Annotated in this window: 25 protein-coding genes; 15 read left to right on the top strand and 10 right to left on the bottom strand. The window is 74.6% G+C overall.

Translation table 11 applies throughout. The annotated features are described in order from the left end of the window. Nucleotides 1-35: 35 nt before the first annotated feature. Together CRP30_RS10790 and CRP30_RS10795 are read right to left on the bottom strand one after the other, a co-directional pair. Nucleotides 36-2,786 (bottom strand): bifunctional acetate--CoA ligase family protein/GNAT family N-acetyltransferase, encoded by a 2,751-nt coding sequence (locus tag CRP30_RS10790; RefSeq protein WP_235003317.1) that lies wholly within the window; start codon nt 2,784-2,786, stop codon nt 36-38. Next, on the bottom strand, nt 2,779-3,960 hold the full coding sequence (locus CRP30_RS10795; protein ID WP_097183897.1) for an acetoin utilization protein AcuC: 1,182 nt from the start codon (nt 3,958-3,960) through the stop codon (nt 2,779-2,781). Before CRP30_RS10795 ends, CRP30_RS10790 begins: the two co-directional genes overlap by 8 nt. Nucleotides 3,961-4,119: 159 nt before the next feature. Here CRP30_RS10795 and CRP30_RS10800 point away from each other — a divergent pair, with 159 nt between their 5' ends. The 3 genes from CRP30_RS10800 (at nt 4,120) to CRP30_RS10810 (ending at nt 7,358) form a co-directional block, all read left to right on the top strand. Next, the gene (locus tag CRP30_RS10800) at nt 4,120-4,845 is read left to right on the top strand and encodes an iron-dependent transcriptional repressor DtxR (RefSeq protein ID WP_097183898.1); all 726 of its coding nucleotides are present in this window, start codon (nt 4,120-4,122) and stop codon (nt 4,843-4,845) included. 13 nt (nt 4,846-4,858) lie between these two features. Then, the gene (locus tag CRP30_RS10805) at nt 4,859-5,197 is read left to right on the top strand and encodes a hypothetical protein (RefSeq protein ID WP_097183899.1); all 339 of its coding nucleotides are present in this window, start codon (nt 4,859-4,861) and stop codon (nt 5,195-5,197) included. 91 nt (nt 5,198-5,288) lie between these two features. Continuing rightward, nucleotides 5,289-7,358 (top strand): S9 family peptidase, encoded by a 2,070-nt coding sequence (locus tag CRP30_RS10810; protein ID WP_097183900.1) that lies wholly within the window; start codon nt 5,289-5,291, stop codon nt 7,356-7,358. A 5-nt stretch (nt 7,359-7,363) separates the two neighbouring features. Here the strand turns inward: CRP30_RS10810 and CRP30_RS10815 are convergent, their stop codons facing one another. The 3 genes from CRP30_RS10815 to CRP30_RS10825 all read right to left on the bottom strand — a co-directional run bounded on the left by CRP30_RS10815 (nt 7,364) and on the right by CRP30_RS10825 (nt 9,686). Then, nucleotides 7,364-8,446: a DUF4192 domain-containing protein gene (locus CRP30_RS10815; RefSeq protein WP_097183901.1), complete on the bottom strand. Its 1,083-nt coding sequence runs from the start codon at nt 8,444-8,446 to the stop codon at nt 7,364-7,366. A gap of 89 nt (nt 8,447-8,535) precedes the next feature. Then, nucleotides 8,536-9,294: a hypothetical protein gene (locus tag CRP30_RS10820; RefSeq protein ID WP_097183902.1), complete on the bottom strand. Its 759-nt coding sequence runs from the start codon at nt 9,292-9,294 to the stop codon at nt 8,536-8,538. A 98-nt stretch (nt 9,295-9,392) separates the two neighbouring features. Beyond that, nucleotides 9,393-9,686 carry a Dabb family protein gene (locus tag CRP30_RS10825; RefSeq protein WP_097183903.1) on the bottom strand — a complete coding sequence of 98 codons (294 nt, stop codon included), beginning with the start codon at nt 9,684-9,686 and terminating at the stop codon, nt 9,393-9,395. A gap of 94 nt (nt 9,687-9,780) precedes the next feature. On the opposite strand from CRP30_RS10825, the gene CRP30_RS10830 reads away from it, so the two are divergent. The 5 genes from CRP30_RS10830 to CRP30_RS10850 are packed head-to-tail and all read left to right on the top strand — an operon-like array spanning nt 9,781 to nt 14,664. After that, complete coding sequence (locus CRP30_RS10830; RefSeq protein ID WP_097183904.1) at nt 9,781-11,070, top strand: glycosyltransferase family 4 protein; 1,290 nt, start codon at nt 9,781-9,783, stop codon at nt 11,068-11,070. A gap of 2 nt (nt 11,071-11,072) precedes the next feature. Continuing rightward, nucleotides 11,073-11,843, top strand: coding sequence for a class I SAM-dependent methyltransferase (locus CRP30_RS10835; protein ID WP_235003318.1), 771 nt, complete (start codon nt 11,073-11,075; stop codon nt 11,841-11,843). Between the two features lie 49 nt (nt 11,844-11,892). Then, entirely contained in the window at nt 11,893-12,927 is a 1,035-nt protein-coding gene (locus tag CRP30_RS10840; protein WP_235003319.1) for a prenyltransferase, read from the top strand. Next, nucleotides 12,924-13,778 carry a glycosyltransferase family 2 protein gene (locus CRP30_RS10845; RefSeq protein WP_097183906.1) on the top strand — a complete coding sequence of 285 codons (855 nt, stop codon included), beginning with the start codon at nt 12,924-12,926 and terminating at the stop codon, nt 13,776-13,778. Before CRP30_RS10840 ends, CRP30_RS10845 begins: the two co-directional genes overlap by 4 nt. Further along, nucleotides 13,771-14,664 carry a glycosyltransferase family 2 protein gene (locus CRP30_RS10850; RefSeq protein WP_097183907.1) on the top strand — a complete coding sequence of 298 codons (894 nt, stop codon included), beginning with the start codon at nt 13,771-13,773 and terminating at the stop codon, nt 14,662-14,664. The genes CRP30_RS10845 and CRP30_RS10850 overlap by 8 nt, the downstream gene beginning before the upstream one ends. Here CRP30_RS10850 and CRP30_RS10855 read toward each other — a convergent pair. The 4 genes from CRP30_RS10855 to CRP30_RS10870 form a co-directional block, all read right to left on the bottom strand. Beyond that, the gene (locus CRP30_RS10855; RefSeq protein WP_097183908.1) at nt 14,657-14,983 is read right to left on the bottom strand and encodes a TraR/DksA family transcriptional regulator; all 327 of its coding nucleotides are present in this window, start codon (nt 14,981-14,983) and stop codon (nt 14,657-14,659) included. The genes CRP30_RS10850 and CRP30_RS10855 overlap by 8 nt on opposite strands. Further along, nucleotides 14,980-15,600, bottom strand: a complete 621-nt coding sequence (locus tag CRP30_RS10860) for a class I SAM-dependent methyltransferase (RefSeq protein ID WP_235003320.1) — start codon at nt 15,598-15,600, stop codon at nt 14,980-14,982. Before CRP30_RS10860 ends, CRP30_RS10855 begins: the two co-directional genes overlap by 4 nt. A 14-nt stretch (nt 15,601-15,614) precedes the next feature. Beyond that, nucleotides 15,615-16,793 carry a YibE/F family protein gene (locus CRP30_RS10865; RefSeq protein WP_235003321.1) on the bottom strand — a complete coding sequence of 393 codons (1,179 nt, stop codon included), beginning with the start codon at nt 16,791-16,793 and terminating at the stop codon, nt 15,615-15,617. Between the two features lie 144 nt (nt 16,794-16,937). Further along, a complete protein-coding gene (locus tag CRP30_RS10870) occupies nt 16,938-17,348 on the bottom strand; it encodes an STAS domain-containing protein (protein ID WP_235003322.1) in 411 nt (136 codons plus the stop codon). 116 nt (nt 17,349-17,464) lie between these two features. Here CRP30_RS10870 and CRP30_RS10875 point away from each other — a divergent pair, with 116 nt between their 5' ends. From CRP30_RS10875 to CRP30_RS10905, 7 genes are all read left to right on the top strand, one after another. Beyond that, nucleotides 17,465-17,965: an Hsp20/alpha crystallin family protein gene (locus CRP30_RS10875; protein ID WP_097183912.1), complete on the top strand. Its 501-nt coding sequence runs from the start codon at nt 17,465-17,467 to the stop codon at nt 17,963-17,965. Between the two features lie 73 nt (nt 17,966-18,038). Then, nucleotides 18,039-18,398 (top strand): MerR family transcriptional regulator, encoded by a 360-nt coding sequence (locus CRP30_RS10880; RefSeq protein WP_097183913.1) that lies wholly within the window; start codon nt 18,039-18,041, stop codon nt 18,396-18,398. A gap of 26 nt (nt 18,399-18,424) precedes the next feature. Further along, nucleotides 18,425-18,745 (top strand): metal-sensitive transcriptional regulator, encoded by a 321-nt coding sequence (locus tag CRP30_RS10885; RefSeq protein WP_097183914.1) that lies wholly within the window; start codon nt 18,425-18,427, stop codon nt 18,743-18,745. A gap of 31 nt (nt 18,746-18,776) precedes the next feature. Then, nucleotides 18,777-18,986 carry a heavy-metal-associated domain-containing protein gene (locus tag CRP30_RS10890; protein WP_097183915.1) on the top strand — a complete coding sequence of 70 codons (210 nt, stop codon included), beginning with the start codon at nt 18,777-18,779 and terminating at the stop codon, nt 18,984-18,986. Between the two features lie 24 nt (nt 18,987-19,010). Continuing rightward, nucleotides 19,011-19,934 (top strand): DUF8832 domain-containing protein, encoded by a 924-nt coding sequence (locus CRP30_RS10895; protein ID WP_097183916.1) that lies wholly within the window; start codon nt 19,011-19,013, stop codon nt 19,932-19,934. 80 nt (nt 19,935-20,014) lie between these two features. After that, on the top strand, nt 20,015-22,234 hold the full coding sequence (locus CRP30_RS10900) for a heavy metal translocating P-type ATPase (protein WP_200814703.1): 2,220 nt from the start codon (nt 20,015-20,017) through the stop codon (nt 22,232-22,234). A 65-nt stretch (nt 22,235-22,299) separates the two neighbouring features. Then, nucleotides 22,300-22,659, top strand: a complete 360-nt coding sequence (locus tag CRP30_RS10905; protein WP_143278442.1) for a hypothetical protein — start codon at nt 22,300-22,302, stop codon at nt 22,657-22,659. Here the strand turns inward: CRP30_RS10905 and CRP30_RS10910 are convergent, their stop codons facing one another. After that, entirely contained in the window at nt 22,660-23,592 is a 933-nt protein-coding gene (locus tag CRP30_RS10910; protein WP_097183919.1) for a M56 family metallopeptidase, read from the bottom strand. Nucleotides 23,593-23,599: the final 7 nt, after the last annotated feature.

Consider the following 23,599-nt stretch of genomic DNA (forward strand, 5'->3'; position numbering starts at 1 on the left):
GCCGGTCACCTGCGGGTGACCGGCCCTTCTCGCGTTCAGACGGGGCTGCGCATCCGGCGGGGGCCCGGGTCGACCCGCGCCGTGGGCGGCCCCACGTGGGCGCTGCCGCCGGCGACCACCAGCGACCGACCACCGTGCCAGGGGTTGGGCGGACCGACGATCACCGGCTCCAGCGTCAGCCGCAGCACCTCGGGGAGGTCGTCGGCCAGGCGTGCGACCCGCAGCAGCAGGTTCTCCAGCGCCTCCAGGTCCACCGGCTCGGAGCCGCGGTAGCCGTCCAGCAGCGGGAACGCCCGTGGCGCCCGGACGAGCTCGGCGGCGTCCAGGTCGGTCAGCGGGAGCGTGCGGTAGGCGCGGTCGCCCAGCAGGTCGGTCGCCACTCCCCCGAGCCCGAAGCTGACCAGGGCGCCGAACGAGGGGTCGTCGACGATCTCGACGACCGTGGCGACGCCGGGCGCCGCCATCTCCTGGACGATCACCGGGTCACCGGACGGGATGGCGGCGAACGCGGTGCGCACGGCGTCGTCGTCGGCCAGGTCCAGCCGGACGCCGCCCAGGTCGGACCGGTGCCGCAGCCACGGTGCGGTCGACTTCAGCACCACCGGGTGGCCGATGTCCCGCGCCGCGGCGACGGCCTGCTCGGCGTCGGTGACGGTGCGCGTGCCGAGGAGCGGCACGCCGTAGGCGGCGAGCAGGGTCATCAGCTCGTCGTCGGTCAGCTCGCGGCCGGACGGGGCACCGGCGAGAACCGAGCGCACCAGGTCCTTCGCCACGGACTCCTGGACGTCGGGCAGCTCGGGCAGGTCGCCCACCGGCCGACGCCGCCAGCGGGCGTACTCGGCGACCTTGGCCAGCGCGATGACGGCCCGCTCGGGCGTGGAGTACGAGGGCACCGACCCGCGCCCCGGCATGCCGTCCTCGTCGAGCACGGCCAGCTCGTCCGGGATGCCCTCGGTGGACAGGAAGCTCGCCACGACCGGCTTCGACGACGCGCGGGCGACGTCCCGCAGCGCGGGCCCGTACTCCTGCGAGCCGGCCATCAGGGGCGGCAGGAAGACGGCGACGACCGCATCCACCGTCTCGTCGTCGACGGCCGCCTGCAGCGCGTCCCGGAACGCCTCCGGGCTGCCGGTGACCCCGATGTCGACGGGCGCCTCGTGCGAGAGCTCCAGCCCCTCCTCGAGGACGGCGTCGGCGACCAGCACCCCGATCGCCGTGGAGTTGCCGACGATGGCCACCCGCGGCCCCTCGGGCAGCGGCTGGTGGGCCAGCAGGGTGCCGACGTCGAACATCTGCGCCACGGTCTCCACCCGGATGACCCCGGCCGAGGCGAAGAGGGCCGCCACCGACTGCTCGGGGACCGCGACCGACGTGCCGGCCAGGCCCGGCGTGACGTTCACGTGCCGCCCGCTCTTGACCGCGACGACCGGCTTGGTGCGGCCGACGCTGCGGGCGAGGCGGGCGAACTTGCGGGGGTTTCCGAAGCTCTCCAGGTGCAGCAGCACGACCTCGGTGCCGGGGTCGGTGGCCCAGTACTGCAGCAGGTCGTTGCCGCTGACGTCGGCGCGGTTGCCCGCCGAGACGAAGGTGGACAGACCCAGCTGGCGGCTGCGGGCGCGCTCGAGCAGCGCGACGCCCAGCGCTCCGGACTGGGCGAAGAAGCCCACCCGCCCCCGGCCCGGGACCATCGGCGCGAGGCTGGCGTTGAGCCGCACCTCGGGGTCGGTGTTCACCATGCCCAGGCAGTTGGGACCCACCACGCGCATGCCGGACGCCCGGGCGGCCGCGACCAGCCGGCGTTCGGCGTCCCGCCCCTCGGGTCCGGTCTCCCCGAACCCCCCGGAGACGACGACGAGGCCGCGCACCCGCTTGCGGCGGCAGGCCTCCACGACGCCGGCCACCTCGTCCGCCGGCACCGCGAGGACCGCCAGGTCGAGGTCCTCGGGGATGGACTCGATGTCGGCGTAGGCCGGGACGCCGCGCACGTGCCGGGCGCCGGGGTTGACCGGGTACACGGGTCCGGCGAAGCCGTAGTCGAGCAGGTGCCGCAGCAGCGCGTTGCCGATCTTGCCGTCGTCGTTGCTGGCCCCCACGACCGCGACGGAGGACGGCTTCAGGAGCCGGGCGATGGAGCGCGACTCGCTGCGCTGCTCCCGTTCGTAGGCGACGGCGAGCGCGTCCTCGGTCTGCTCGATGGGGAAGGTGAGGTGGACGACGCCGTCCTCGTAGGAGCGCTCGGACTTGTAGCCGGCGTCCTGGAAGACCCGCACCATCCGGCTGTTCTGGGCGAGCACCTCGGCCACGAAGTTCTTGATGCCCCGCTCCCGGGCCGCGGCGGCGAGGTGCTCGAGCAGGACGGAGCCCAGGCCCCGGCCCTGGTGGGCGTCCTCGACGAGGAAGGCGACCTCGGCGTCGTCGGTGCCCGGATACCGGTCGTAGCGGCCAACGGCGATGATCTGCTCGCCGAGGAGGACCACGAAGGCCACCCGGTCGACGTGGTCGACGTGGGTGAACCGGTGCAGGTCCTTCTCCGACAGCCGCTTCATGGGCCCGAAGAAGCGGTAGTAGCGGGTCTGGTCGCTGCTGCGCTCCATCAGCCCGTTGATGCCGTCGTCGTCCTCCGGGCAGATCGGGCGCAGGTGCACCGTCCCGCCGTCGGCGGCCACGATGTCGGCCTCCCAGTGCGGCGGTGGGGTGGGCCGCTCGTCGCCGGCCGTCGGCCCCTCGTCAGGGGCCCGCTGCGAGCCCGCGAGCGGTTGGGGGGAGAGGGGTCCTTTATCAATCACGGGGGTCGTCCGGGTCGAGGCCGAAGTAGGGGAAGGACGCGCGCCGGGTGCGCATGATCGCCCGGTCGACGCGCGACTCGGTGAAGGGGTCCCAGCGCGAGAAGCCGGTGTACCCGCCCTCGGTCATGTGCGTCGGCGGCCGGGCGCGCAGTCCGCGCGCCGCGACGTCCTCGCGCCACGACGCCGGGATCTCCGTCGCCGGGTCCAGCGGGCTGCCGGCCACCTCCGCGAGCAGGTGGGTCCAGGCCCGGGGCACGCAGCGCACCAGCCCGTACCCGCCCCCGCCGAGCACCACCCACTTCCCGTCGCACAGCTGGTGGGCCAGCTCGTGCATCGCCCGGTAGCTCGCGCGCTGCCCGTCGACGGTGAGCGCGAGATCGGCCAGCGGGTCCTCGTGGTGGGCGTCGCAGCCGCACTGGGTGACGATGATCTGCGGCTGGAACGCCTTGAGCACGCTGGGGACCACGGCGGTGAAGGCGCGCAGCCAGGCGGAGTCGTCGGTGCCGTTGGGCAGGGCGAGGTTGACGGCGCTGCCCAGCGCCGTGTCCGCGTCGCCGGTCTCCTCGGGGTAGCCGGTGCCCGGGAAGAGCGTCAGCGGGGTCTGGTGGATGCTCACCGTGAGCACGCGGGGGTCCTCGTAGAAGGCGGCCTGGACGCCGTCCCCGTGGTGGACGTCGAGGTCGACGTAGGCGATGCGCTCGTAGCCCTGACCCAGCAGCCAGGCGATGGCGATGGCGGCGTCGTTGAAGACGCAGAACCCCGCGGCGGAGTCGCGCATGGCGTGGTGCAGGCCGCCGGAGATGTTGACCGCGTGCTGGGCGTGCCCCTCGTGGACCCGCTGGGCGGCCAGCACGCTGCCGCCGGTGATCAGCGCGGCCGCGTCGTACATGCCCTCGAAGATCGGGTTGTCCGCGGTGCCCAGGCCGTGGCCGATGCCCGGTTCCGTGGGCGCCCGCCGGACGGCGTCGAGGTAGGCCGGGTCGTGGACGAGGGTGAGCAGCTCCGGGCCGGCCGGCGCCGGCTTCAGCACCTCGAGCCGGTCGGTCGCCAGGACGCCGAGCCCGTCGGCGAGCCGCATGGTCAGGTCCAGACGCACCGGGTGGAGCGGGTGGTCGCCGCCCATCGTGTAGCCGAGCAGTGCGTCGTCCCAGACCACGGTGATCGAGTCGCTCACGGCCCCTCCTCAGCACTTGCGCCGGACGTGAGCCCACACCCACCCAGATCCGGACGCTACCGGGTGCCCCGTGGGCGGGCCGGTTCCCCGGCCACCCGTCCGGCTGACCGGCGCGGACGCTCCGGCCCCGTAGACTTGCCGCGACCCGGAGGAGTACCTGTGAACGACCTCATCGACACCACCGAGATGTACCTCCGCACGATCTTCGAGCTGGAGGAGGAGGGGATCACCCCCCTCCGCGCACGGATCGCCGAACGGCTGCACCAGAGCGGCCCCACGGTCAGCCAGACGGTCGCGCGGATGGAGCGGGACGGGCTGCTGACGGTCGAGGGCGACCGGCACCTGCAGCTGTCCGACGAGGGCCGCCAGCTGGCTACGGCCGTCATGCGCAAGCACCGGCTGGCCGAGTGCCTGCTCGTCGACGTCATCGGCCTGGACTACGCCGACGTCCACGAGGAGGCCTGCCGCTGGGAGCACGTGATGAGCGAGGCCGTCGAGCGCAAGCTCCTCACGCTTCTCGGCAACCCGTCGGTGTCCCCGTTCGGCAACCCGATCCCCGGCCTCGAGGCGCTGCGCGGGGAGGAGTCGCTGGGCGGGGAGACGTCGCCGGTCCTGGACGCGCTCACCCTGCTCAGCACGACGGCCACGGTGGAGGGCCGCCCGGTGGTGATCCGCCGGATCAGCGAGCAGCTGCAGGAGAACACCGACCTGCTCCGCGTGCTGGCGGACCTGGGCGTCCGTCCGGGCGCCACCATGACCGCGCGCGTCGTCGAGGGCACGGTCAGCCTGGACGGGCAGGCCCTGCCCGTGGGGGTCGCACACCACCTCTTCGTCAGCGCCGTCGACGAGGAGCTGACGCCGCTCGAAGCGGCGCCGATGCTCTGAGCGGCACCGACCGATGGACCGAACGCCGCCGGACGACCGCGCGGGGGGCGACCCCCGTGCGGCGGACGTCTTCCTCGCCGACCTCCGGCCCCGACCCGGTGGACGGCTGCTGCAGGGTGCGCGGCTCGCGGGTGCCGCGGTCTCCGAGCTGTTCCTGCAGCTGATCCCCTCGCCGTCCGTGCACGACGTCGTGGTCACCCGCCGGTCGGACGGCTCCGAGGTCCTGCGGGTGCCGGCGGGCGAGCCCCTGCTGGCCGGAGATCTGCTGGGCCGCATCCGGGACGAGCTCGAGCGGGTCGACCCCGCCACCTTCCTCGCCGCATGGTCGGAGCCGCTCCCGCCGACGCCCTGATCGGCCGCGATCCGCCCGCGGCCGGCCGCCCGTGCCGACGCGGGCCCGCCGCCGCGCGCCGCACTCTCCCCTCCCCGTGGAAGTAGGCCCCGTGAGCACGTCCGCTCCCCGCCCCGGAGACCCCGTCGACGAGGGTTCCCACCCGTTCGCCGACCTGGCGCAGTTCGTGGCCCTCCCCCGCATCGGCGGGCTGGCCCTCTCGGTGGACGGCTCCCGACTCGCGGTCTCGGTGCAGACGCTGGACGCCCAGCGGAAGAAGTGGCAGTCCGCGCTCTGGGAGGTCGACCCGGCCGGCGTCCGTCCGGCGCGGCGGCTCACCCGCAGCGCCCCCGGCGAGTCCTCGCCCACGTGGGCCCCGGACGGCTCGCTGCTGTTCACCTCCGCCCGTCCCGACCCGGAGGCGACCGGGGACGGCGAGCCCACGCCGGCCCTGTGGAGCCTGCCCGCCGACGGTGGGGAGGCGCGCCTGGTGCTGACGCGGCCCGGCGGGATCTCCGGGGTGGCGGTCGCGTCCGGGAGCGGCGACGTGGTGGTCGCGGCCGCGACGCTGCCGGGCGGCTCGGCCGCCGACGCCGACGAGGAACGGCGGAAGAAGCGCAGCGAGGCCGGGGTGTCCGCCGTCCTGCACGAGGCCTATCCGGTGCGCTACTGGGACCACGACCTCGGCCCCGCCTCGGCGCACCTGTTCTGGGCCGGCAGGCTGCCCGCCGACGAGCCGGGCGCCGACCCCGTCGAGCTCCGGGACCTCACTCCGGACGCCGTGCCGCCGAGCGGCGCCGGGGACGAGTTCACCCTGTCCCCCGACGGCCGGCTGCTGGCGCGCACGGAGGACGTCCCGGACGGACCGGCCGGTCGCCGCAGCCGGATCGTGCTCACCGACACGGTGGACGACCGGACCCGGCCTCTGGTCGACGACCCGCTGGCCGACGTCCACTCCATCCGCTTCTCCCCCGACGGCCGCGCCCTGGTGTGCGTCCGCGAGCGACTGTCCACCTATGCCGAGCCGCCGGACTACACCCTGCTGCTGGTCGACGTCGCCGACGGGACGATCCGCGAGCTCACCGAGGGCTTCGACCGCTGGCCCAGCGCCCCGCGGTTCAGCGCGGACGGCTCGGCGGTGTACTTCCTCGCCGACGACGACGGACGGCACGCCGTCTTCCGCGTCCCCACCGACGGCGGGACGCCGGTGCGGCTCACCGCGGACGGCGCCTACAGCGACCTGCAGGTGGCCCCGGACGGCAGCGCGCTCTACGCCCTGCGCTCGGCGTACGACTCCCCCGCGGTGCCCGTCCGGCTCGACCCCGAGGCACCGCTGCAGGACCCGCCGGTGCTGCCCAACCCGGGCACGCCGGCCGGGCTGCCCGGCACCCTGACCGAGGTGCGGGCGACCGCGGCCGACGGCAGCCGGGTGCAGTCCTGGCTGGTCCTCCCCGAGAGTGCCTCGGCGGAGAACCCGGCACCCCTGGTCCTCTGGATCCACGGCGGCCCGCTGATGAGCTGGAACTCCTGGTCGTGGCGCTGGTGCCCGTGGGTGCTCGCGGCCCGCGGCTACGCCGTCCTGCTGCCGAACCCGGCGCTGTCGCAGGGCTTCGGGCAGGAGTTCGTCCGGCGGGGGTGGGGCCAGTGGGGCGGCGCCCCGTACACCGACCTGATGGCCGCGGTGGACGCGGCCGAGGAGCGCCCGGACATCGACGAGTCCCGCACGGCGGCCATGGGCGGATCGTTCGGCGGCTACATGGCCAACTGGATCGCGACTCAGACCGACCGGTTCCGGGCGGTCGTCACCCACGCCAGCCTCTGGGATCTCGACTCGTTCACGGGGACGACCGACGCGGCGTACTTCTGGGAGAAGGAGTGGGGCGACCCGCTGCGCCGGCCGGAGCGCTACGAGCAGCACTCCCCGCACCGCTTCGCCGACGGCATCCGCACGCCGATGCTGGTCATCCACGGCGACAAGGACTACCGCGTGCCGATCGGCGAGGCCCTGCGCCTCTGGTACGACCTGCAGAAGCGCGGCGTCCCGTCGAAGTTCCTGTACTTCCCCGACGAGAACCACTGGGTGCTGACCCCGGGCAACAGCCAGGTCTGGTACTCGACCGTGCTGGCGTTCCTCGACCAGCACGTCCTCGGTGCGGAGTGGCGGCGGCCCGAGCTGCTCTGAGGCCATCACCGCCCGGCCGCGGCCGCCGAGCGGATGAGCCGGCGCAGCTCGTCCGGCGACAGGCACGCGTCCAGCGCCTCGGACAGCAGCCGGGCCAGCGCGTAGCCGGGCTCCCCGGCCAGGGCGCGGTCGAGCGCGATGCCGGCCGTCGCCCCGTCGCCGCGCACCCACGCGCTGACCGCCAGCAAGGTCGCCGCCGCGGCGTCGAGCGGAACCGGCGCCCGCCGCGTGCACTCGGTCCACAGCTGCTCCGCGGCGGGGGCGTCCTCCCCCAGCGCGAGCTGCAGCGCAAGGTCGCGGACGCTGCGGTCGCGCAGCCCCCACACGACACGGGCGACCTCGCGATCGGTCAGCCGCACCACCGCACCGGGACGGCAACGGGCCAGAGCCTCCAGGACCGCCGCCCACGACTCCCCGGTCACCGTGTCCCAGCCCCCGTCGAGGATGCGCTCGGCGCACTCGAGGGCGACCTGCGCGCACACCGCGGCCATCGCCGACCGGTCGAGCCCCTCCGGCGGCGCGACGCGCGCGGCGAGCGTCGCGCGGTCCGGCTCCACCACCACCCCGGCCGCCACGGCCGCCACCTCCAGCTCCGTCACGCCGTCCGGGAGGGCCGTCCCGACGCCGGGAGCGCAGCACCGTTCCGGGCAGTCGTAGGACCACCACCGCCCACCGCGGACGAGCAGGACGTCGCGGACCGGCACCGCGTGCTCGGCCAGCGCGGCGCACAGGTGCCCCATCAAGCCCCGGTGCGGCAGTCCCTGCTCGGCGTCTCCGTCCTCGGCGTCTCCGACCTCGGCGTCTCCGGCCTCCGAGACCACGACGGCCACCACGCCGGCCGGGCGGCCGGTGACCACCTTGGCGGCCAGCAGCCGGGCCATCGCCCGTCCGGCCTCGACGGGCGGGATGTCGGCCCGCGCGGTCATCCCGAGCCGGCGCGCGCCCGGGCCGACGAGGCCGACCAGCACGACCGACTCGGCCGGCCGGAAGCCCAGCAGGTGCGGGAGGGCCGCCGCCAGCTCCCCGAGATCGGACAGCCGGACGGCGATGCGTCCGGGCGGAGCAGGGGGGCCGGTGCGTGCGTCCATGCCGGGACCCTCGGCCCGCGGAGGCGCTGGCAGGTGGCGTCCCGGCGATCTGTGGACGCGCTCCCCGGTTGTGGACGGCCCGCGCGGGGTCAGTCGAGCGCTTCGGCCTGGGCCTCGTAGGCCTGCGCGAGCAGGTCGGCGAAAGCTGCCGGGTCGGCCGGCGCCGCGGCCGCTCCGCCGCTGAGTGCGGAGGTCTCCAGGCTCATCATGAGGAGCAGCCGGTCGCCGTCCTCGACGGCGCCGATGAGCGCCGGGACGGTCACCGAGCTGCCGTCGGGGGCGCTCACCGCCGTCGTGTAGCGCAACAGCGCCGCCCCGTCCCCGAGATCGTCGACCGGGAGCTGCTCGAAGGTGATGATTGCCTGCCCGAACGACGGGGAGGTGACCTGTGCCTGCGGGCAGCGTTCGCCGGCCGTGGCCAGCTGGGCGACGGCGTCCTTGGTGGGCCCGCCGCGCACCAGCATCTCGACGGTGGTGGCGGACGCTCCGGTGGCGCTCTGTGCCGCCACGTCGTCGAAGTCCTCGAACTTCGGCTGGGTGCCCTCCACGGCGACGGCGCACTCCTCGGGAGTGACCTGCAGGCCCTCCGCGCCGGACGCAGCCAGCCCCGCTCCCTGGGCCAGCTGCTCGGGCGAGATCGCCACGACCGTGGCGTCGGCGCCGAACGCCTCGGCGGGCAGGAGGCCGGAGGCGAGGTCGGGCGCGGGCGTCTCCTCGGCGCTGGACGAGCTCGCCGTGGTCGCGGCCGCCTCCTCCCCCTGCTCGTCGCCTCCGCCGCAGGCGGTACCGAGGGCGAGGACGGCGGTGAGCGCGAGGGCGCTGCGGACGGTGCGGGAGTTCAGGCGCATGCCCCGAACGTAGCTCCGCCAGGAGCGACGTGCGGCCACGCCGCGATCCCCGGGCCGACCACGCCCCGGGCAGCCGTCACCAGGAGCCCGACCGATGCTCAGAAGCGGTACTGCACCGCGCTGCGTGCGGCCAGCCACGGCCGCACGTGCTCGGCGATCACCGCGAGGTGCACCGGGTCCTGGGCGTAGCGGTAGTACGCCTCCACGTCCGGGAAGTCGGCGATGAGGACAGTGTCCGAGTTCCCGTCGGACAGCCCGGCGTCGTCCGCGACGACGAGGGAGGTCATCCCGCCGACGTCCTGACGCAGCCGGCGCAACGCCTCGAGGGTGGTCGCCCGGCGCTCCGCGTCGGCCGTCGGGGACCAGGTGAACACCACGACGTGTCGGATCATGTCCGCACCATGCCATTCCCCCGCCCGGGTGGCGGGCCGCCCAGGTTACCGGCGGGTACCGGGCCGGTGAGCCGCGCTGGCTAGAGTCCCGCGCATGGGACGGTCGCTGCGCATCGCACTGCTGTCCTACCGGAGCAAGCCGCACAGCGGCGGCCAGGGCATCTACGTCCGGGCCCTCTCCCGCGAGCTCACCGAGCTGGGCCACCGGGTCCAGGTCCTGAGCGGACAGCCCTACCCGGAGCTGGACGACGGGGTGCCCCTGACCCCGCTGCCCAGCCTGGACCTCTACCGGGAGCCCGACCCGTTCCGCACGCCCCGGCCCTCGGAGTTCCGGGACTGGATCGACGTCGCCGAGTGGGCGACCATGTGCACCGCCGGCTTCCCCGAGCCGATGACCTTCAGCCTGCGGGCGGCCCGCCACCTGCTTACCCGGGCCGACGAGTCCGGTCGGCGCGAGTTCGACATCGTCCACGACAACCAGTCGCTCGGCTGGGGACTGCTGCGGCTCACCGGCGCCGGCATCCCGACCGTCGCGACCATCCACCACCCGATCGCCATCGACCGCGAGCTGGAGCTGGCAGCCACCCGCTCGCTGCGCCGCCGGCTGACGCTGCGCCGGTGGTACGGGTTCACCGGAATGCAGGCCCGGGTGGCCCGGCGGCTGGACGCCGTCACCACCGTCTCGGAGAACTCGCGTCGCGACATCGCCACCCACATGGGGCTGCCGGCCGACGGCATCGACGTCATCCCGGTGGGGATCGACCCCGACGAGTTCCGGCCGCCGCCGCCCGGGCAGCCCCGGGACGCCGACTCGATCCTGGTGATCACCAGCGCCGACGTGGCGCTGAAGGGCCTCGTGCACCTGCTGGAGGCGCTGGCCAAGCTGCGCACGGAGCGCCCGGTGCGGCTCACCGTGGTCGGGTCGGCGCGCCCCGGCGGGCCGGCCGAGGCGGCGCTGGACCGGCTGGGCCTGCGCGACGCCGTCCGCTTCACCGGCTCCGTGCCGGAGGCCGAGCTGGTCGACCTGCTCCAGCGGGCGACCGTGGTCGCCATCCCGTCGCTGTACGAGGGCTTCTCCCTCCCGGCGATCGAGGCGATGGCCTGCGCGACGCCGCTGGTCACCACCGACGCCGGCGCACTGCCCGAGGTGGTCGGCACGAAGGCCGGGCTCCGGGTCAGGGCCGGCGACGTCGGCGAGCTGACCGCCGCCCTCGAGCAGGTGCTCGACTCCCCGTCGCTGGCCGAGCAGCTGGGCCGGGCGGGGCGACGGCGCGTGCTGGACTCCTTCACCTGGCGGTCGACGGCCCAGCGCACGGCCGACTGGTACCTCGAGACGCTCGACCGCAAGGGGACATCCGACCGCATGGGGACCGCAGAGTGCTGACCGTGGACTACGACCTCCTCGACCTGGGCCCGGGGATGACCGTCCTCGATCTGGGTTGCGGCGAGGGCCGGCACGCCTTCGAGGCCTACCGCCGCGGCGCGAAGGTCGTGGCCGTGGACTGGGGTGTCCCCGAGGTGGAGACGACCAAGCGCTGGCTGGGTGCGATCGCCGAGGCCGGCGAGGCCCCGGAGGGCGCCGCGTACGAGGTCGTCCGCGGGGATCTGCTGCACCTGCCCTTCCCCGACGCCAGCGTCGACCGGGTGATGGCGTCGGAGGTGCTCGAGCACATCCCGGACGACGTGACGGCGATGGCCGAGATCTTCCGCGTGCTCAAGCCCGGCGGCCGGGCGGTCGTCACGGTGCCGCGGTACGGGCCCGAGCGGATCTGCTGGGCGCTGTCGGACGAGTACCACGCCAACGAGGGCGGCCACATCCGCATCTACACCGCGCCGGTCGTCCGGACCCGGCTCGCGTCGGTCGGGCTGACCCCCGGCGCGAGCCACCACGCCCACGCCCTGCACGCGCCGTTCTGGTGGCTGAAGTGTGCCGTCGGCGTGAACCGCGACTCCGCCCTGGTCCGGGCCTACCACCGGCTGCTCGTCTGGGACCTCACGAAGCGCCCGTGGCTCACCCGGACGGCCGAGCGGTTCCTCGACCCGCTGATCGGGAAGAGCCTCGTCGTGTACGCCGACAAGCCCGCGACGTCGATCGGGCTGAGCGGCGCCGGCGGTGCCGCCTCCGCGGAGCGGGGGGAGACCGCTGCCGCGCGCTGACCGGATCGGGACCCTCCCGGAGCTGCCGGGCGTCCTGACCGGGAACCAGGTGCGCGACACCGTCGCGTGGATCGCCGGCCAGCAGGACGCCGACGGCGCGCTGCCGTGGTCGCACGGCGAGCAGCTGGACCCCTGGGACTCGGTCGAGGCCGCCATGGCCCTGGACGTCGGCGGTGCGCACGACCGCGCGGCGGCCGCGTACCGGTGGCTGGCCGCGCGGCAGCGGCCGGACGGCTCCTGGGCCTCGGAGTACCGCGGCGGCACCGAGACGGCGCCGGCCGCGGAGAGCAACCACGCCGGCTACCTTGCCGTCGGCGCCTGGCACACGTGGCTGGCCACGGGTGACGAGCAGCTCGTCACCGAGCTGTGGCCGGCGGTCAGGCGCGGGCTGGACCTGGTCACCCGCATGCAGCTGCCCGGTGGCGCGATCGGCTGGGCACTGCGCCCGGACGGCACGGCCGACGACACCGCGCTGCTGACCGGGAACGCCAGCCTCTTCCAGGCGCTGCGCTGCGGCATCGCACTGGCCGGCCTCCGGGGCGAGGTCCAGCCCGACTGGGAGGTCGCGGTCGCCGACCTCGGGGCGGCGCTGCGGACTCGTCCGGCCGCCTTCGCCGACCGCGCCCGCTACTCGATGGACTGGTACTACCCCGTCCTGGGCGGCGCGGTCACCGGCGCCGCGGCCCGCGACCGGCTGGCCGTGGACTGGGACCGGTTCGTGGTGCCCGGGCTGGGCGCGCGGTGCGTGTCCGACCGGCCGTGGGTGACCGGCGCCGAGACGTGCGAGCTGGCGCTGGCCCTCGCCGTGGCCGACCAGCCGGACGCGGCCCTGGAGCAGGTGGCGGCCATGCAGCACCTGCGCGCCGACGACGGCTCCTACTGGACGGGGTACGTCTTCGCCGACGACGCGCGCTGGCCGGTGGAGCGGACCACCTGGACCGCCGCCGCCGTCGTCCTGGCCGCGGACGCGCTCTCCGGCGCCACCCCGGCCGCGGGGCTCTTCGCCGATCCGGGCGCCCTCCCGGCGGCCGGCATGCCCGTGGCGGGTTCGCTGACGGAAGGAGCGGGCACGGTCCTCCCGTGACCCTCGCCTCCGACCTCACCGTGGTCGTCGCCAGCCAGAACCGACGGGTCGATCTCCTCGCCTCGCTCCCCCGCCACGAGGCGCCGGTGGTCCTGGTGGACAACGCCTCCACGGACGGGACGGTGGACGCCGTCCGGGCGGCGCATCCCGCCGTCGACGTGCTGGCGCTGCCCCGGAACGAGGGGGCCCACGGCCGCACGCGGGGCGTGGCACGGGCCGGCACCCCCTTCGTGGCCTTCGCCGACGACGACTCGTGGTGGGCGCCGGGCGACCTGGCCCGCGCGGTGGGGATCATGCGGGCCCATCCCCGACTGGCGGTGCTGAACGCCCGCATCCTGGTCGGACCGGAGGAGCGCCTCGACCCGGTGTGCGCGGAGATGGCCGGCAGCCCCCTGGGCACGGCTCCGGATCTCCCGGGCCCGTCGCTGCTGGGCTTCGTCGCCTGCGGAGCACTCATGCGGACCGATGCCTTCGAGGCCGTCGGCGGCTTCGACACCGTGATCCGGTTCCCCGGCGAGGAGGAGCGCCTCGCGCTGGACCTGGCAACAGCGGGCTGGGGCCTGGCCTACGTCGACTCCGTCACCGTGCACCACCATCCCTCCACCCGGCGGCAGCAGCCGGGACGGCGGCAGGCCGGGATCTGGCGGAGCCGGCTGCTGACCGCCGTCATGCGCCTCCCGGCCCGGGACGTCGTGGCTGTGCTCCGCGCCGCCGGACGATCGGGCCGCCCGGGCCGGGAGGGGATCCTCCGGGCGCTCCCCGGGCTCCCGGCCGCGCTCCGGCGCCGGCGCCCCGTTCCGCAGCGGGTCCGGGCGGACCTCCGGATCCTCGCCGGAGGTTCCGGTGGATGACCGGGTCGCCGTCGTCGTCATCACCCACCAGCGGCGGGGCGAGCTGGTCCAGGCCCTGGACCGGCTCCTGGCCCTGCCGGAGAAGCCGCGGGTCGTGGTCGTCGACAACGGCTCGACCGACGGCACCGCCGACGCCGTCCGGACCCGGTTCCCGCAGGTCGAGCTGGTCGCCAGCCCGGAGAACCTCGGCGCCGTCGGCCGCAACGTCGGAGTCGCTCTGCTCGACACCCCCTACGTCGCCTTCTGCGACGACGACACGTGGTGGGAGCCGGGCTCGCTGACCGCGGCCGCCGACGTCCTGGACGCCCATCCGCGGCTCGCCGTCGTCACCGCCCGGATCCTCGTCGAACCCGCCGGCACCGAAGACCCCATCGTCGCCGAGCTGCGCGACTCGCCCGTGCGCGGCGCCGGCTGGCTGCCCGGCCCCGCGCTCGGCTCCTTCCTCGCCGGCGCCTCGGTCCTGCGGCGCGACGCGTTCCTCGAGGTCGGCGGCTTCTCCGAGCGGCTGTGGCTGGGCGGCGAGGAGGAGCTCATGGCCGGCGATCTCGCGGCCACCGGGTGGGAGCTGTGCTACCTGCCGGAGCTCACGGTGCACCACCAGGCCAGCCGGGCCCGCGACCCGCACCGTCGGCGCCGGGACGGCATCCGCAACACGCTGTGGACGACGTGGCTGCGGCGCCCCCTGCGCCCGGCCCTGCGGCGCACCCTGCACCTGCTGCGCACGGTGCCGCGGGACCTGGTGACCGCCCGCGGGCTCCTCGCCGCGATCGGCGGCATCCCCTGGGTGCTGCGCGAACGGCGGGTGCTCCCGCCGCACGCGGAGGCGCGGTTCGCCGCGCTCGAGCACGCGCAGCGCACCTCGACCGCGCGCCGGTACGTCAGCTAGCGCACGTGATGCAGGTGCGCGCCGCCGGTCGCGCGGCCAGCCGCTCCGCCGCGATGGGGCGGCCGCAGGTCTCGCAGATCCCGTAGTCCCCCGCCTCCCGGTGAGCCAGCGCCGCCTCGACGTCGGCGAGCCGCCGTCGCGCCTGGTCCAGAAGGGCGACGACCTGCTGGCGCTCGAAGGCGATGGTCGCGCCCTCGGGGTCGTGCTCGTCGTCGGCGTTGGAGGCCTTCGACGCCTCGACCACGCCGTCGAACTCGCGGGTCAGCGACGCGATCTGCGCCAGCACCGCCGCCCGCTCGGCGGCCAGCGGGTCGCTCACCGCAGCCGGCGGAGGAGTCGCAGGGAACCGGTGGCCGGCAGCTCCTCGAAATCCCCCGATGCCACCACGCGGGTGTAGACGCCGAACGGCGCCTGCCCGCCGTCGGCCGGGTCGGGGAAGACGTCGTGGATGGCGAGCGTGCCGCCGACCGCCAGCTTGGCGACCCACGCGTCCTGGTCGCGGCGGGCGGACTCCTCGGTGTGGCTGCCGTCGAGGAAGAGCAGCGCGAGCGGGGTCGTCCACAGCGGAGCCAGGATCTCCGACCGGGTGACGACGGCGACGACGACGTCCTCCGCCCCCGCCGCGGCGATGGTGCGGCGGAAGTGCGGCAGGGTGTCGATCCGCCCCACCTCGGGGTCGACCAGCGACGGGTCGTGGTACTCCCACCCGGGCTGGTGCTCCTCCGACCCGCGGTGGTGGTCGACGGTGACGACCTGGCGCCCGGTCTCGCGTGCCGCGGCCGCCAGGTAGAGGGCGGACCGGCCCATCCAGCTGCCGACCTCGAGCAGCGGCCCCGGGACGGCGACGGCGCGGGCGGCGTCGTACAGCGCGGTGCCTTCGTCGTCGGGCATGAACCCCGGGGCTGCTCGGGCGGCGGACAGGAGATCGGTCGTCACGGTCACAGCCTCGCTCATCGCGCGAAGCGGCTGCGCAGGGCGGTGACCCGGCGCTCCGTCGCGGCCCCGGCCTCGGTGTCGGCCGCCTTGGCGAAGAACGCGCCGGCGGCGGTCGTGACGGGTACGGCGAGCACGAGCGCGATCGCTCCGACGAGGGTGCGGATGACCTCCTCGGCCAGGGCGGTGCTGGTGATCAGCGTCCAGATCGGCGTCGGGTAGACCTCGAACAGCAGGAGCAGCGGCAGCGCCGCTCCCGCGTAGGCGAAGACGATCGTGTAGACGGTCGACGCGATGTGGTCCCGGCCCACGGCCATGCCCCGCGCGTAGAGCTCGCGCCAGGTCATGTCCGGCGACACCTCGTGCAGCTGCCACATCGCCGAGGCCTGGGTGATCGTGACGTCGTTGAGGACCCCCAGCCCCGCGACGACGATGCCTGCGAGCACCAGTCCCGAGAAGTCCAGCGTCGGGTCGTAGGTGCGCAGGGTGGTCGTCTCCTCGCTGGTCAGGCCGGTGAGCCGCGCGGCGGAGACGGCCAGCGAACCCATGACCGCGACCAGGGTGAGCCCGAACAGGGTGCCGATGAGGGCCGTGGTGGTGCGGGCGGAGAACCCGTGCGCGAGGTAGAGGACGACGAACATGATCGCCGCCGACCCCACCAGGCTGACGAGCGTGGGTGAGTTGTCGGCGAGCAGGCCCGGGAGCACGAAGTTCAGCAGGACGACGAAGGCGAAGGCCAGCCCCAGCAGCGACGCCAGCCCCCGCCACCGGGCCACCAGGCCCACGACGACGGCGAAGGCGACCGCCAGCACGATGATCGGCGCGTCGCGCTGGTAGTCGTAGAAGGAGAACGTCGGGCCGCCCTCGGCGCCGGCGTCGCGGGTGAGGACGAGCACGTCGCCCTCCCCGACCCCGGCGGCGACCACCTCGGCCGGGAGCTCGATGGACTGGAAGTCGCCGGCGCCCTCCCCGTCCAGCACCTCCACCACGGCGGTGGCGCACTCCGCGGGCGGGGCGGTCGGGTCGGTGGAGCAGTCGAAGGTCTCCACCGACACGATCTCGCCGTCGGGGTAGGTGGTCCCCGGGGGGAAGTAGGTCTGGGCCACCTGCTCCGCCCGCGTGGGCTCCCCGTCGGGCCAGAGGACGAACAGCCCGATGACGGTGGCCAGGCCGACCGGCACGAGGACCAGCAACATCAGCCAGACGGCACGCCGCCGTCTGGCGAGCGCCTCCGCGCTCGGCGGAGGAGCGTCCGGGTCGGGACCGTGGGAGTGAGAACTGGGCGGCACCCGGTCAGGCTAGGAGGCCCCGCCCCGGACGCGTGCCCGACACCCGACCGGTCAGGACCCGGCGGCCTCGGACGAGGACTGGGCGCCCTCGATGGGGAAGCGGTGCCACAGCCCGCTGAGCTGGAGCGGGCGGACCACGGCGGCGGTCGGGTGCACCAGCGCGACCTCGATCCCCCGCGGCGCGGCGAGCCGCTGGAGCTGCACGAGGACGGCCATGCCCGCGGAGTTCATGAACGTGATGCCGGAGAGGTCCAGTTCCACGCGGGTCGGCGCCGGCTGGGTGAGCAGCAGGTCGGTGATCACGCGGACGAGAGGCCGGCGTGCCGTGTCGATCAGCTCACCGGCGATCGTCAGCCGCGCGATGCCGTCCTCGACGCGGTGGCCGACCTGGGGTTCGTCGGACGAGGCTGGGCTGGCGGTGTCCTCCACGCAGAGGCACTGCCCCGCGGGGCGGGAGTTCACGCCCGGACGACTGCGGGGTTTACTACCGCGGCCGATCGAGGTAATCTCCAGTTGCCACTAGAGGTTCGCCTCTCGGGCAGCGAACTCGACAGACCCACCCAGGAGGTTGGAGAGCCATGATGCTGACCGCCTACGACCCGTTCGCCGCCACGTCCGCCGCCTTCCGCGCGCTGGACCAGCTGACCGGCCGCACGGGCTCGAGCACCGCTCGCCCCTTGTCGGGCATGCCGATGGACGCCTACCGCGTCGGCGACAACTTCGTCGCCCACTTCGACCTGCCCGGCGTCGACCCGGGCTCCATCGACCTCGCGGTCGAGGGCAACCAGCTGACCGTGACCGCGGAGCGCTCGGTGCCGCAGCTGGAGAACGCCGAGTGGGCCGTCGCGGAGCGGCCGTTCGGCAGCTACACCCGGCAGCTCGTGCTCGGCCGCAGTCTCGACACCGACCGGCTGGAGGCCAGTTACCACGACGGGGTGCTGACGGTGAGCATCCCGGTCGCCGAGAAGGCGAAGGCCCGGAAGATCACCGTGACGCGGGCGGACGTACCCACCGCGGTGGAGGGCCGCACCATCGAGGGTGAGTCCTCCCAGCACGAGCAGAGGTCGGTCGAGAGCTGATCGACGGCGTCGCAGGGGCCGGGTCCGCGGACCCGGCCCCTGCGCTTTCCACCGGCCGACAGGAGGAACGACGATGACGACCGGACCCGACCCCTCGAGCCGGCTGGACGACCCCGACTTCCCGGCGCTCACGATGAGCCAGGCGGCCGCACTGCTCGGTGTGCAGGCGGCGTTCCTGCGCAGCCTGGACTCCGCCGGCTTCCTCCAGCCCTACCGCTCCCCCGGTGGCCACCGGCGCTACTCGCGCGCCCAGCTGGACCTCGCCGCCCGGATGCGCGGCCTCCTCGACGACGGCCACTCCCTGGCCTCGGCGGAGACGATCGTCGGCCTGCAGGACGAGCTCGCCTCCGCCCGCGCCGACGTGCACCGGTTGCAGACCGACGTCTCCCGGATGCGCCTCGGGAACCCGGACGGCGGACCACTGGGCAAATAAACCCTAGGGGGGTATAGTTCCCAGGCGTGACGCAGCCCGCCCCGGAACCCGCCGGCCACGACCACCAGCACGGCTACATCCACCGCAAGGACGACTACCTCAAGCGGCTGCGCCGCATCGAGGGTCAGGCCCGCGGTCTGCAGCGGATGGTCGAGGACGAGAAGTACTGCATCGACATCCTCACGCAGGTCTCCGCCATGACGAAGGCCCTGCAGTCGGTCGCCCTCGGCCTGCTCGAGGAGCACATGAGCCACTGCGTCGTCGACGCCGCCCGGGCCGGCGGCCGCGAGGCCGACGAGAAGATCCGCGAGGCCTCCGAGGCCATCGCGCGGCTCGTCCGATCCTGACCACTACTCGAACCGTCCGAGAGGGACCACCATGAGCACCACCACCTACACCGTCGTCGGCATGACCTGCGGCCACTGCGTCAGCGCCGTGACCGAGGAGGTCTCCCAGGTCCCCGGCGTCTCCGGCGTCGACGTCGACCTCGAGTCGGGCGGGCTGACCGTCACCAGCGACGCCCCGGTCGACGAGGCTGCCGTCCGCGCCGCCGTCGAGGAGGCCGGCTACGAGGTGGCCGGCCGCTGACGCGGTCTCCCTGAGGGGCATGCCATGAACACCCCGCTCAAGCTCGTCGGCTTCGCCGTCGGGCTGGTCGCCGCCTTCGGCGCCGCGCTCGGCGTCGGCAACGTCGTCGGCCCCGTCGGATCGGTGGCCGACGCCGCCCCGGCCGACGCGCACGCCATGGGCGCCGAACCGGCCGGGCCCCACGAGGACGGCGGGCACGAGGCCGACGCAGCAGCGCTGCCCGCCGGGCTGGCGGTGTCCGACCGCGGCTACACCCTCGACCTCGCCGCGCGTTCCCTGCCCGCGGGTTCGGGGACCCCCGTCGAGTTCCGGATCCTCGGCACGGACGGCGAGCCCGTCACCCGGTACGACGTCGAGCACGACGTCGACCTGCACCTGATCGCGGTCCGCCGCGACCTCACCGGCTTCCAGCACGTGCACCCCGAGCTCGGCCCGGACGGCGTGTGGCGGATCCCCCTCGCCCTGGACCCGGGCGCCTGGCGGCTGTTCGCCGACTTCACGCCCACAGCCCTCGGCGAGAACCTCACCCTGGGCGCCGACCTCGCGGTCGCCGGCGCGTATTCACCGGCGCCCCTGCCGACGGAGTCCACCACGGCACAGGTCGACGGCTTCACCGTCGTCCTCAGCGGTTCCCTGGAGCCGGGACAGGAGTCGGAGCTGACCCTGAGCGTCAGCCGCGACGGCCGGCCGGTCACCGACCTCCAGCCCTACCTGGGCGCGTTCGGCCACCTGGTGGTGCTGCGCGACGGCGACCTCGCCTACCTGCACGCCCACCCCGTCGACGAAGCGGACGGCGCGGCCGCCACCTCGGGCCCGCACGTCCGGTTCACGACGACCGCACCGTCGGCCGGCGACTACCGGCTGTTCCTGGACTTCAAGCACGACGGCGTGGTGCGGACGGCGGCCTTCACCGTCTCCGCCGGTGCGCACGAGGAGGACCACGGATGAGCGCCCACACCGACCACTCCCCGACCGACCACTCCGCCACCGACCACTCCGCCACCGACGTGGAGCTGCTGATCGGCGGCATGACCTGCGCCTCCTGCGCGAACCGGATCGAGAAGAAGCTCAACAAGCTCGACGGCGTCACCGCGACGGTGAACTACGCGACGGAGAAGGCGAAGGTCAGCTTCGGCGACGGCGTCACGCCCGAGGACCTCATCGCCACCGTGGAGAAGACCGGCTACACCGCGGCTCTCCCCCAGCCGGTCCGCGCGGAGGAGCCTGCCGAGAGCGACGCCGTGCGGCCACTGCGCACCAGACTCCTGGTGTCCACGTTCCTGACCATCCCGGTGATCGCGATGGCGATGGTGCCGGCGCTGCAGTTCGAGTACTGGCAGTGGCTGTCGCTGACGCTCGCCGCGCCGGTCGTCGTCTGGGGCGGCGCGCCGTTCCACCGGGCGGCGTGGACCAACCTGCGGCACGGCGCCGCGACGATGGACACCCTCGTCTCGCTCGGCACGCTCGCCGCCTTCGGGTGGTCGCTGTACGCGCTGTTCCTGGGCACCGCAGGCGTTCCCGGCATGACCCACCCGTTCGAGCTCACGATCGCCCGGACCGAGGGCAGCGGGAACATCTACCTCGAGGCTGCAGCCGGGGTCACCACGTTCATCCTGGCCGGTCGGTACTTCGAGGCCCGGTCCAAGCGCCAGGCCGGCGCGGCCCTGCGCGCACTGCTCGAGCTCGGGGCCAAGGAGGTCTCGGTGCTCCGCGGTGGCGCGGAGCGGCGCATCCCGGTGGACCAGCTCGGCGTCGGCGATCTCTTCGTCGTCCGGCCGGGCGAGAAGATCGCCGCCGACGGCGAGGTCACCGAGGGCTCGTCCGCCGTCGACGCCTCGATGCTGACCGGCGAGTCCGTGCCCGTCGAGGTCGGACCGGGCGACACGGTGGCCGGCGCGACGGTGAACGCCGGTGGCCGGCTGGTCGTGCGTGCGACGCGGGTCGGCTCGGAGACGCAGCTGGCGCAGATGGCGCGGTTGGTCGAGGACGCGCAGAACGGCAAGGCGGAGGTGCAGCGGCTGGCCGACCGCATCTCCGGGATCTTCGTGCCGATCGTGCTGACCCTGACCGTCGCGACCCTCGGCTTCTGGATCGGCACCGGCGCCGGCCTGCCCGCGGCGTTCACCGCCGCGGTCGCCGTCCTGATCATCGCCTGCCCGTGCGCCCTGGGACTCGCGACGCCGACGGCCTTGATGGTGGGAACCGGGCGGGGTGCGCAGCTGGGTATCCTGATCAAGGGTCCGGAGGTCCTGGAGAACACCCGCCGCGTGGACACCGTGGTCCTCGACAAGACCGGCACCGTCACGACGGGCCGGATGACCCTGCTCGACGTCGTGCCCGCGGACGGCGAGGACGCCGACCGGTTGCTGCGGCTGGCCGGTGCGCTCGAAGCGGCGTCCGAGCACCCGATCGCGCAGGCGGTGGCACGCGCCGCCGCGGAGCGGACCGGCAGCCTGCCGCCGGTCGAGGGCTTCGCGAACGCCGAGGGTCTCGGCGTGCACGGTGTCGTCGAGGGCTCGGCGGTCGTCGTCGGTCGGCGGCGCTTCCTCGCCGACTGGTCGATGACCCTCTCCCCGGCCTCGGAGCGGGCCGCCGCCGATGCGGAGGCGGCCGGGCGCACGGCGATCGCCGTCGGGTGGGACGGTGCCGCCCGCGGGGTGCTGGTGGTCGCCGACGCGGTCAAGCCAGGGTCGGCCACGGCCGTCCGGCAGCTGCGTGACCTGGGCCTGACGCCGATCCTGCTGACCGGCGACAACGAGACGGTGGCGCGGACGGTGGCCGCCGAGGTCGGCATCGAGACCGTGATCGCGGAGGTCCTGCCCAAGGACAAGGTCGACGTCGTCCGGCGGCTGCAGGGCGAGGGCCGGACGGTCGCGATGGTCGGCGACGGTGTGAACGACGCACCCGCGCTCGCCCAGGCCGATCTCGGGCTGGCGATGGGGACCGGCACCGACGTGGCGATCCAGGCGAGCGATCTGACACTGGTGCGCGGCGACCTGCGGGTGGCCGCCGACGCGATCCGACTGTCCCGCCGGACCCTGGCGACCATCAAGGGCAACCTGTTCTGGGCGTTCGCCTACAACGTCGCGGCGATCCCGCTGGCCGCGGCCGGGCTGCTCAACCCGATGATCGCCGGCGCCGCCATGGCGTTCAGCTCGGTGTTCGTGGTGACCAACAGCCTGCGGCTGCGCGGCTTCGCCCCGCTGGCCGAGAATCGCGACGACCGTAAGGCCCTCTCCGGAAGCTAGTGCTCTGAGTCTCCCCGGACTCAGAGCACTAGCGTGCGGGGAGGACACGACGAGGGGCGGAACCGGTGGGCGACGAGCGAGGACGACGGAGAGTCACCCGGCTGATGGCCGGCGCGGGTGCGGCGACCGGCGTGCTCCTGGCTGCGCGGCCGCTGCAGGTCGTCGACAGAGTCGCTCCGGCGTTCCCGCGGGAACGCCTCTGGCTGGTGCGCGCACTCGGTGCCCGGTTGCTCGCGCAGCACGGCGCGGTGCTGGCCGCCCCGGATCCCCGCCTCGTGCGGGCGGGCTCGGCGGTCGATCTGCTGCACGCCGCCAGCATGGTGCCCTTCGTGGCCTCGGCGCGGTACGGACGAGCCGCGCGGATCAGCGGCGGTCTGGCGGCCGCCTACGCGGCGGTCGCCATCGCCGCGGCTCCGCGCCGGTAGTCAGAAGGCCGGCGCCAGCAACAGGACGGTCGGCAGGAGCAGGAGCAGCCCCGCAGCGATGAGCGCCGCCCAGCGGGCGGGGGCGGACAACGGGGACGGCGGCTCGAGCAGCCTGATCACCCGCGCACCGGTCGCGCTGCCGGTGACCGCGAGCGCGCCGTCCGGCACCCCCGCTCCCCCGGGTCCACCGGCGGCGGCCACGATCGCCCGTGCCAGCGTGCGGCGTGGCACCCGCCCCGCGAGCGACGCCAGCGCGACGTCGTCGGCCCGCATCTCGACCAGCTCGCGCACCGCGGCGTGCGCCCGGCCCGCCGCCGGCAGCACCGGCAGCGCCGCCTCCCAGGCGACGAACGGCAACAGCAGCAGGTGGTGGTGCTCGCGCAGGTGGGCCCGCTCGTGCGCGACCACCGCGGCCAGCTGGTCCTCGTCCAGCTCCGCGACCATCCCGGAGGAGAGCACCAGGAGCGGACGGGCCCCGGGGATGCAGAAGGCGACCGGTGCGGGGTGCTCGAGCAGCCGGGTGTCCGGCAGGTCCGCCGAGGGCTGCACGACCAGTTCGAGGAGTTCCCGGTGCCGCCGCCGGGCCCGCGTCGTGCGGACCCAGGACAGCAGGAGCACCCCGAGCAGCTCCGACGCCAGCACACCGGCGAGCGTCAGCGCCACCCAGTGGTCACCGCGGACGGGGTCGCCGGCGGGGTGCCCGGTGAGCACCGCCCCGAGCGCTTCGGGCAGCGAGTGACCCCACGGCGCCAGGCCGTGGACCAGCAGGGCACCGATGATCGAGAGCCCGCCGGCCAGGCCGACCGCCTGCCAGCACACCAGCGCCACCAGCGGATCGCGACGTGGCCAGCGCGCACGGGCGAGCAGCGCCGGCACCGGCCACGCGAGCAGCGCCGCGAGCACGGCCAGCGAGACCGCGGTCGCGGGGAGCACGGGCTAC

The organism is Blastococcus haudaquaticus (assembly GCF_900230285.1).
Classification (GTDB): Bacteria; Actinomycetota; Actinomycetes; order Mycobacteriales; family Geodermatophilaceae; genus Blastococcus_B; species Blastococcus_B haudaquaticus.

What these genes read in the sequence shown, in the direction of transcription:
- CRP30_RS10830 (WP_097183904.1), top strand. Translation starts at nt 9,781, where the DNA reads ATGGGACGGTCGCTGCGCATCGCACTGCTGTCCTACCGGAGCAAGCCG.
- CRP30_RS10865 (WP_235003321.1), bottom strand. Translation starts at nt 16,793, where the DNA reads ATGTTGCTGGTCCTCGTGCCGGTCGGCCTGGCCACCGTCATCGGGCTG.
- CRP30_RS10825 (WP_097183903.1), bottom strand. Translation starts at nt 9,686, where the DNA reads ATGATCCGACACGTCGTGGTGTTCACCTGGTCCCCGACGGCCGACGCG.
- CRP30_RS10895 (WP_097183916.1), top strand. Translation starts at nt 19,011, where the DNA reads ATGAACACCCCGCTCAAGCTCGTCGGCTTCGCCGTCGGGCTGGTCGCC.
- CRP30_RS10820 (WP_097183902.1), bottom strand. Translation starts at nt 9,294, where the DNA reads ATGCGCCTGAACTCCCGCACCGTCCGCAGCGCCCTCGCGCTCACCGCC.
- CRP30_RS10880 (WP_097183913.1), top strand. Translation starts at nt 18,039, where the DNA reads ATGACGACCGGACCCGACCCCTCGAGCCGGCTGGACGACCCCGACTTC.
- CRP30_RS10890 (WP_097183915.1), top strand. Translation starts at nt 18,777, where the DNA reads ATGAGCACCACCACCTACACCGTCGTCGGCATGACCTGCGGCCACTGC.
- CRP30_RS10875 (WP_097183912.1), top strand. Translation starts at nt 17,465, where the DNA reads ATGATGCTGACCGCCTACGACCCGTTCGCCGCCACGTCCGCCGCCTTC.
- CRP30_RS10805 (WP_097183899.1), top strand. Translation starts at nt 4,859, where the DNA reads ATGGACCGAACGCCGCCGGACGACCGCGCGGGGGGCGACCCCCGTGCG.
- CRP30_RS10900 (WP_200814703.1), top strand. Translation starts at nt 20,015, where the DNA reads ATGACCTGCGCCTCCTGCGCGAACCGGATCGAGAAGAAGCTCAACAAG.
- CRP30_RS10815 (WP_097183901.1), bottom strand. Translation starts at nt 8,446, where the DNA reads ATGGACGCACGCACCGGCCCCCCTGCTCCGCCCGGACGCATCGCCGTC.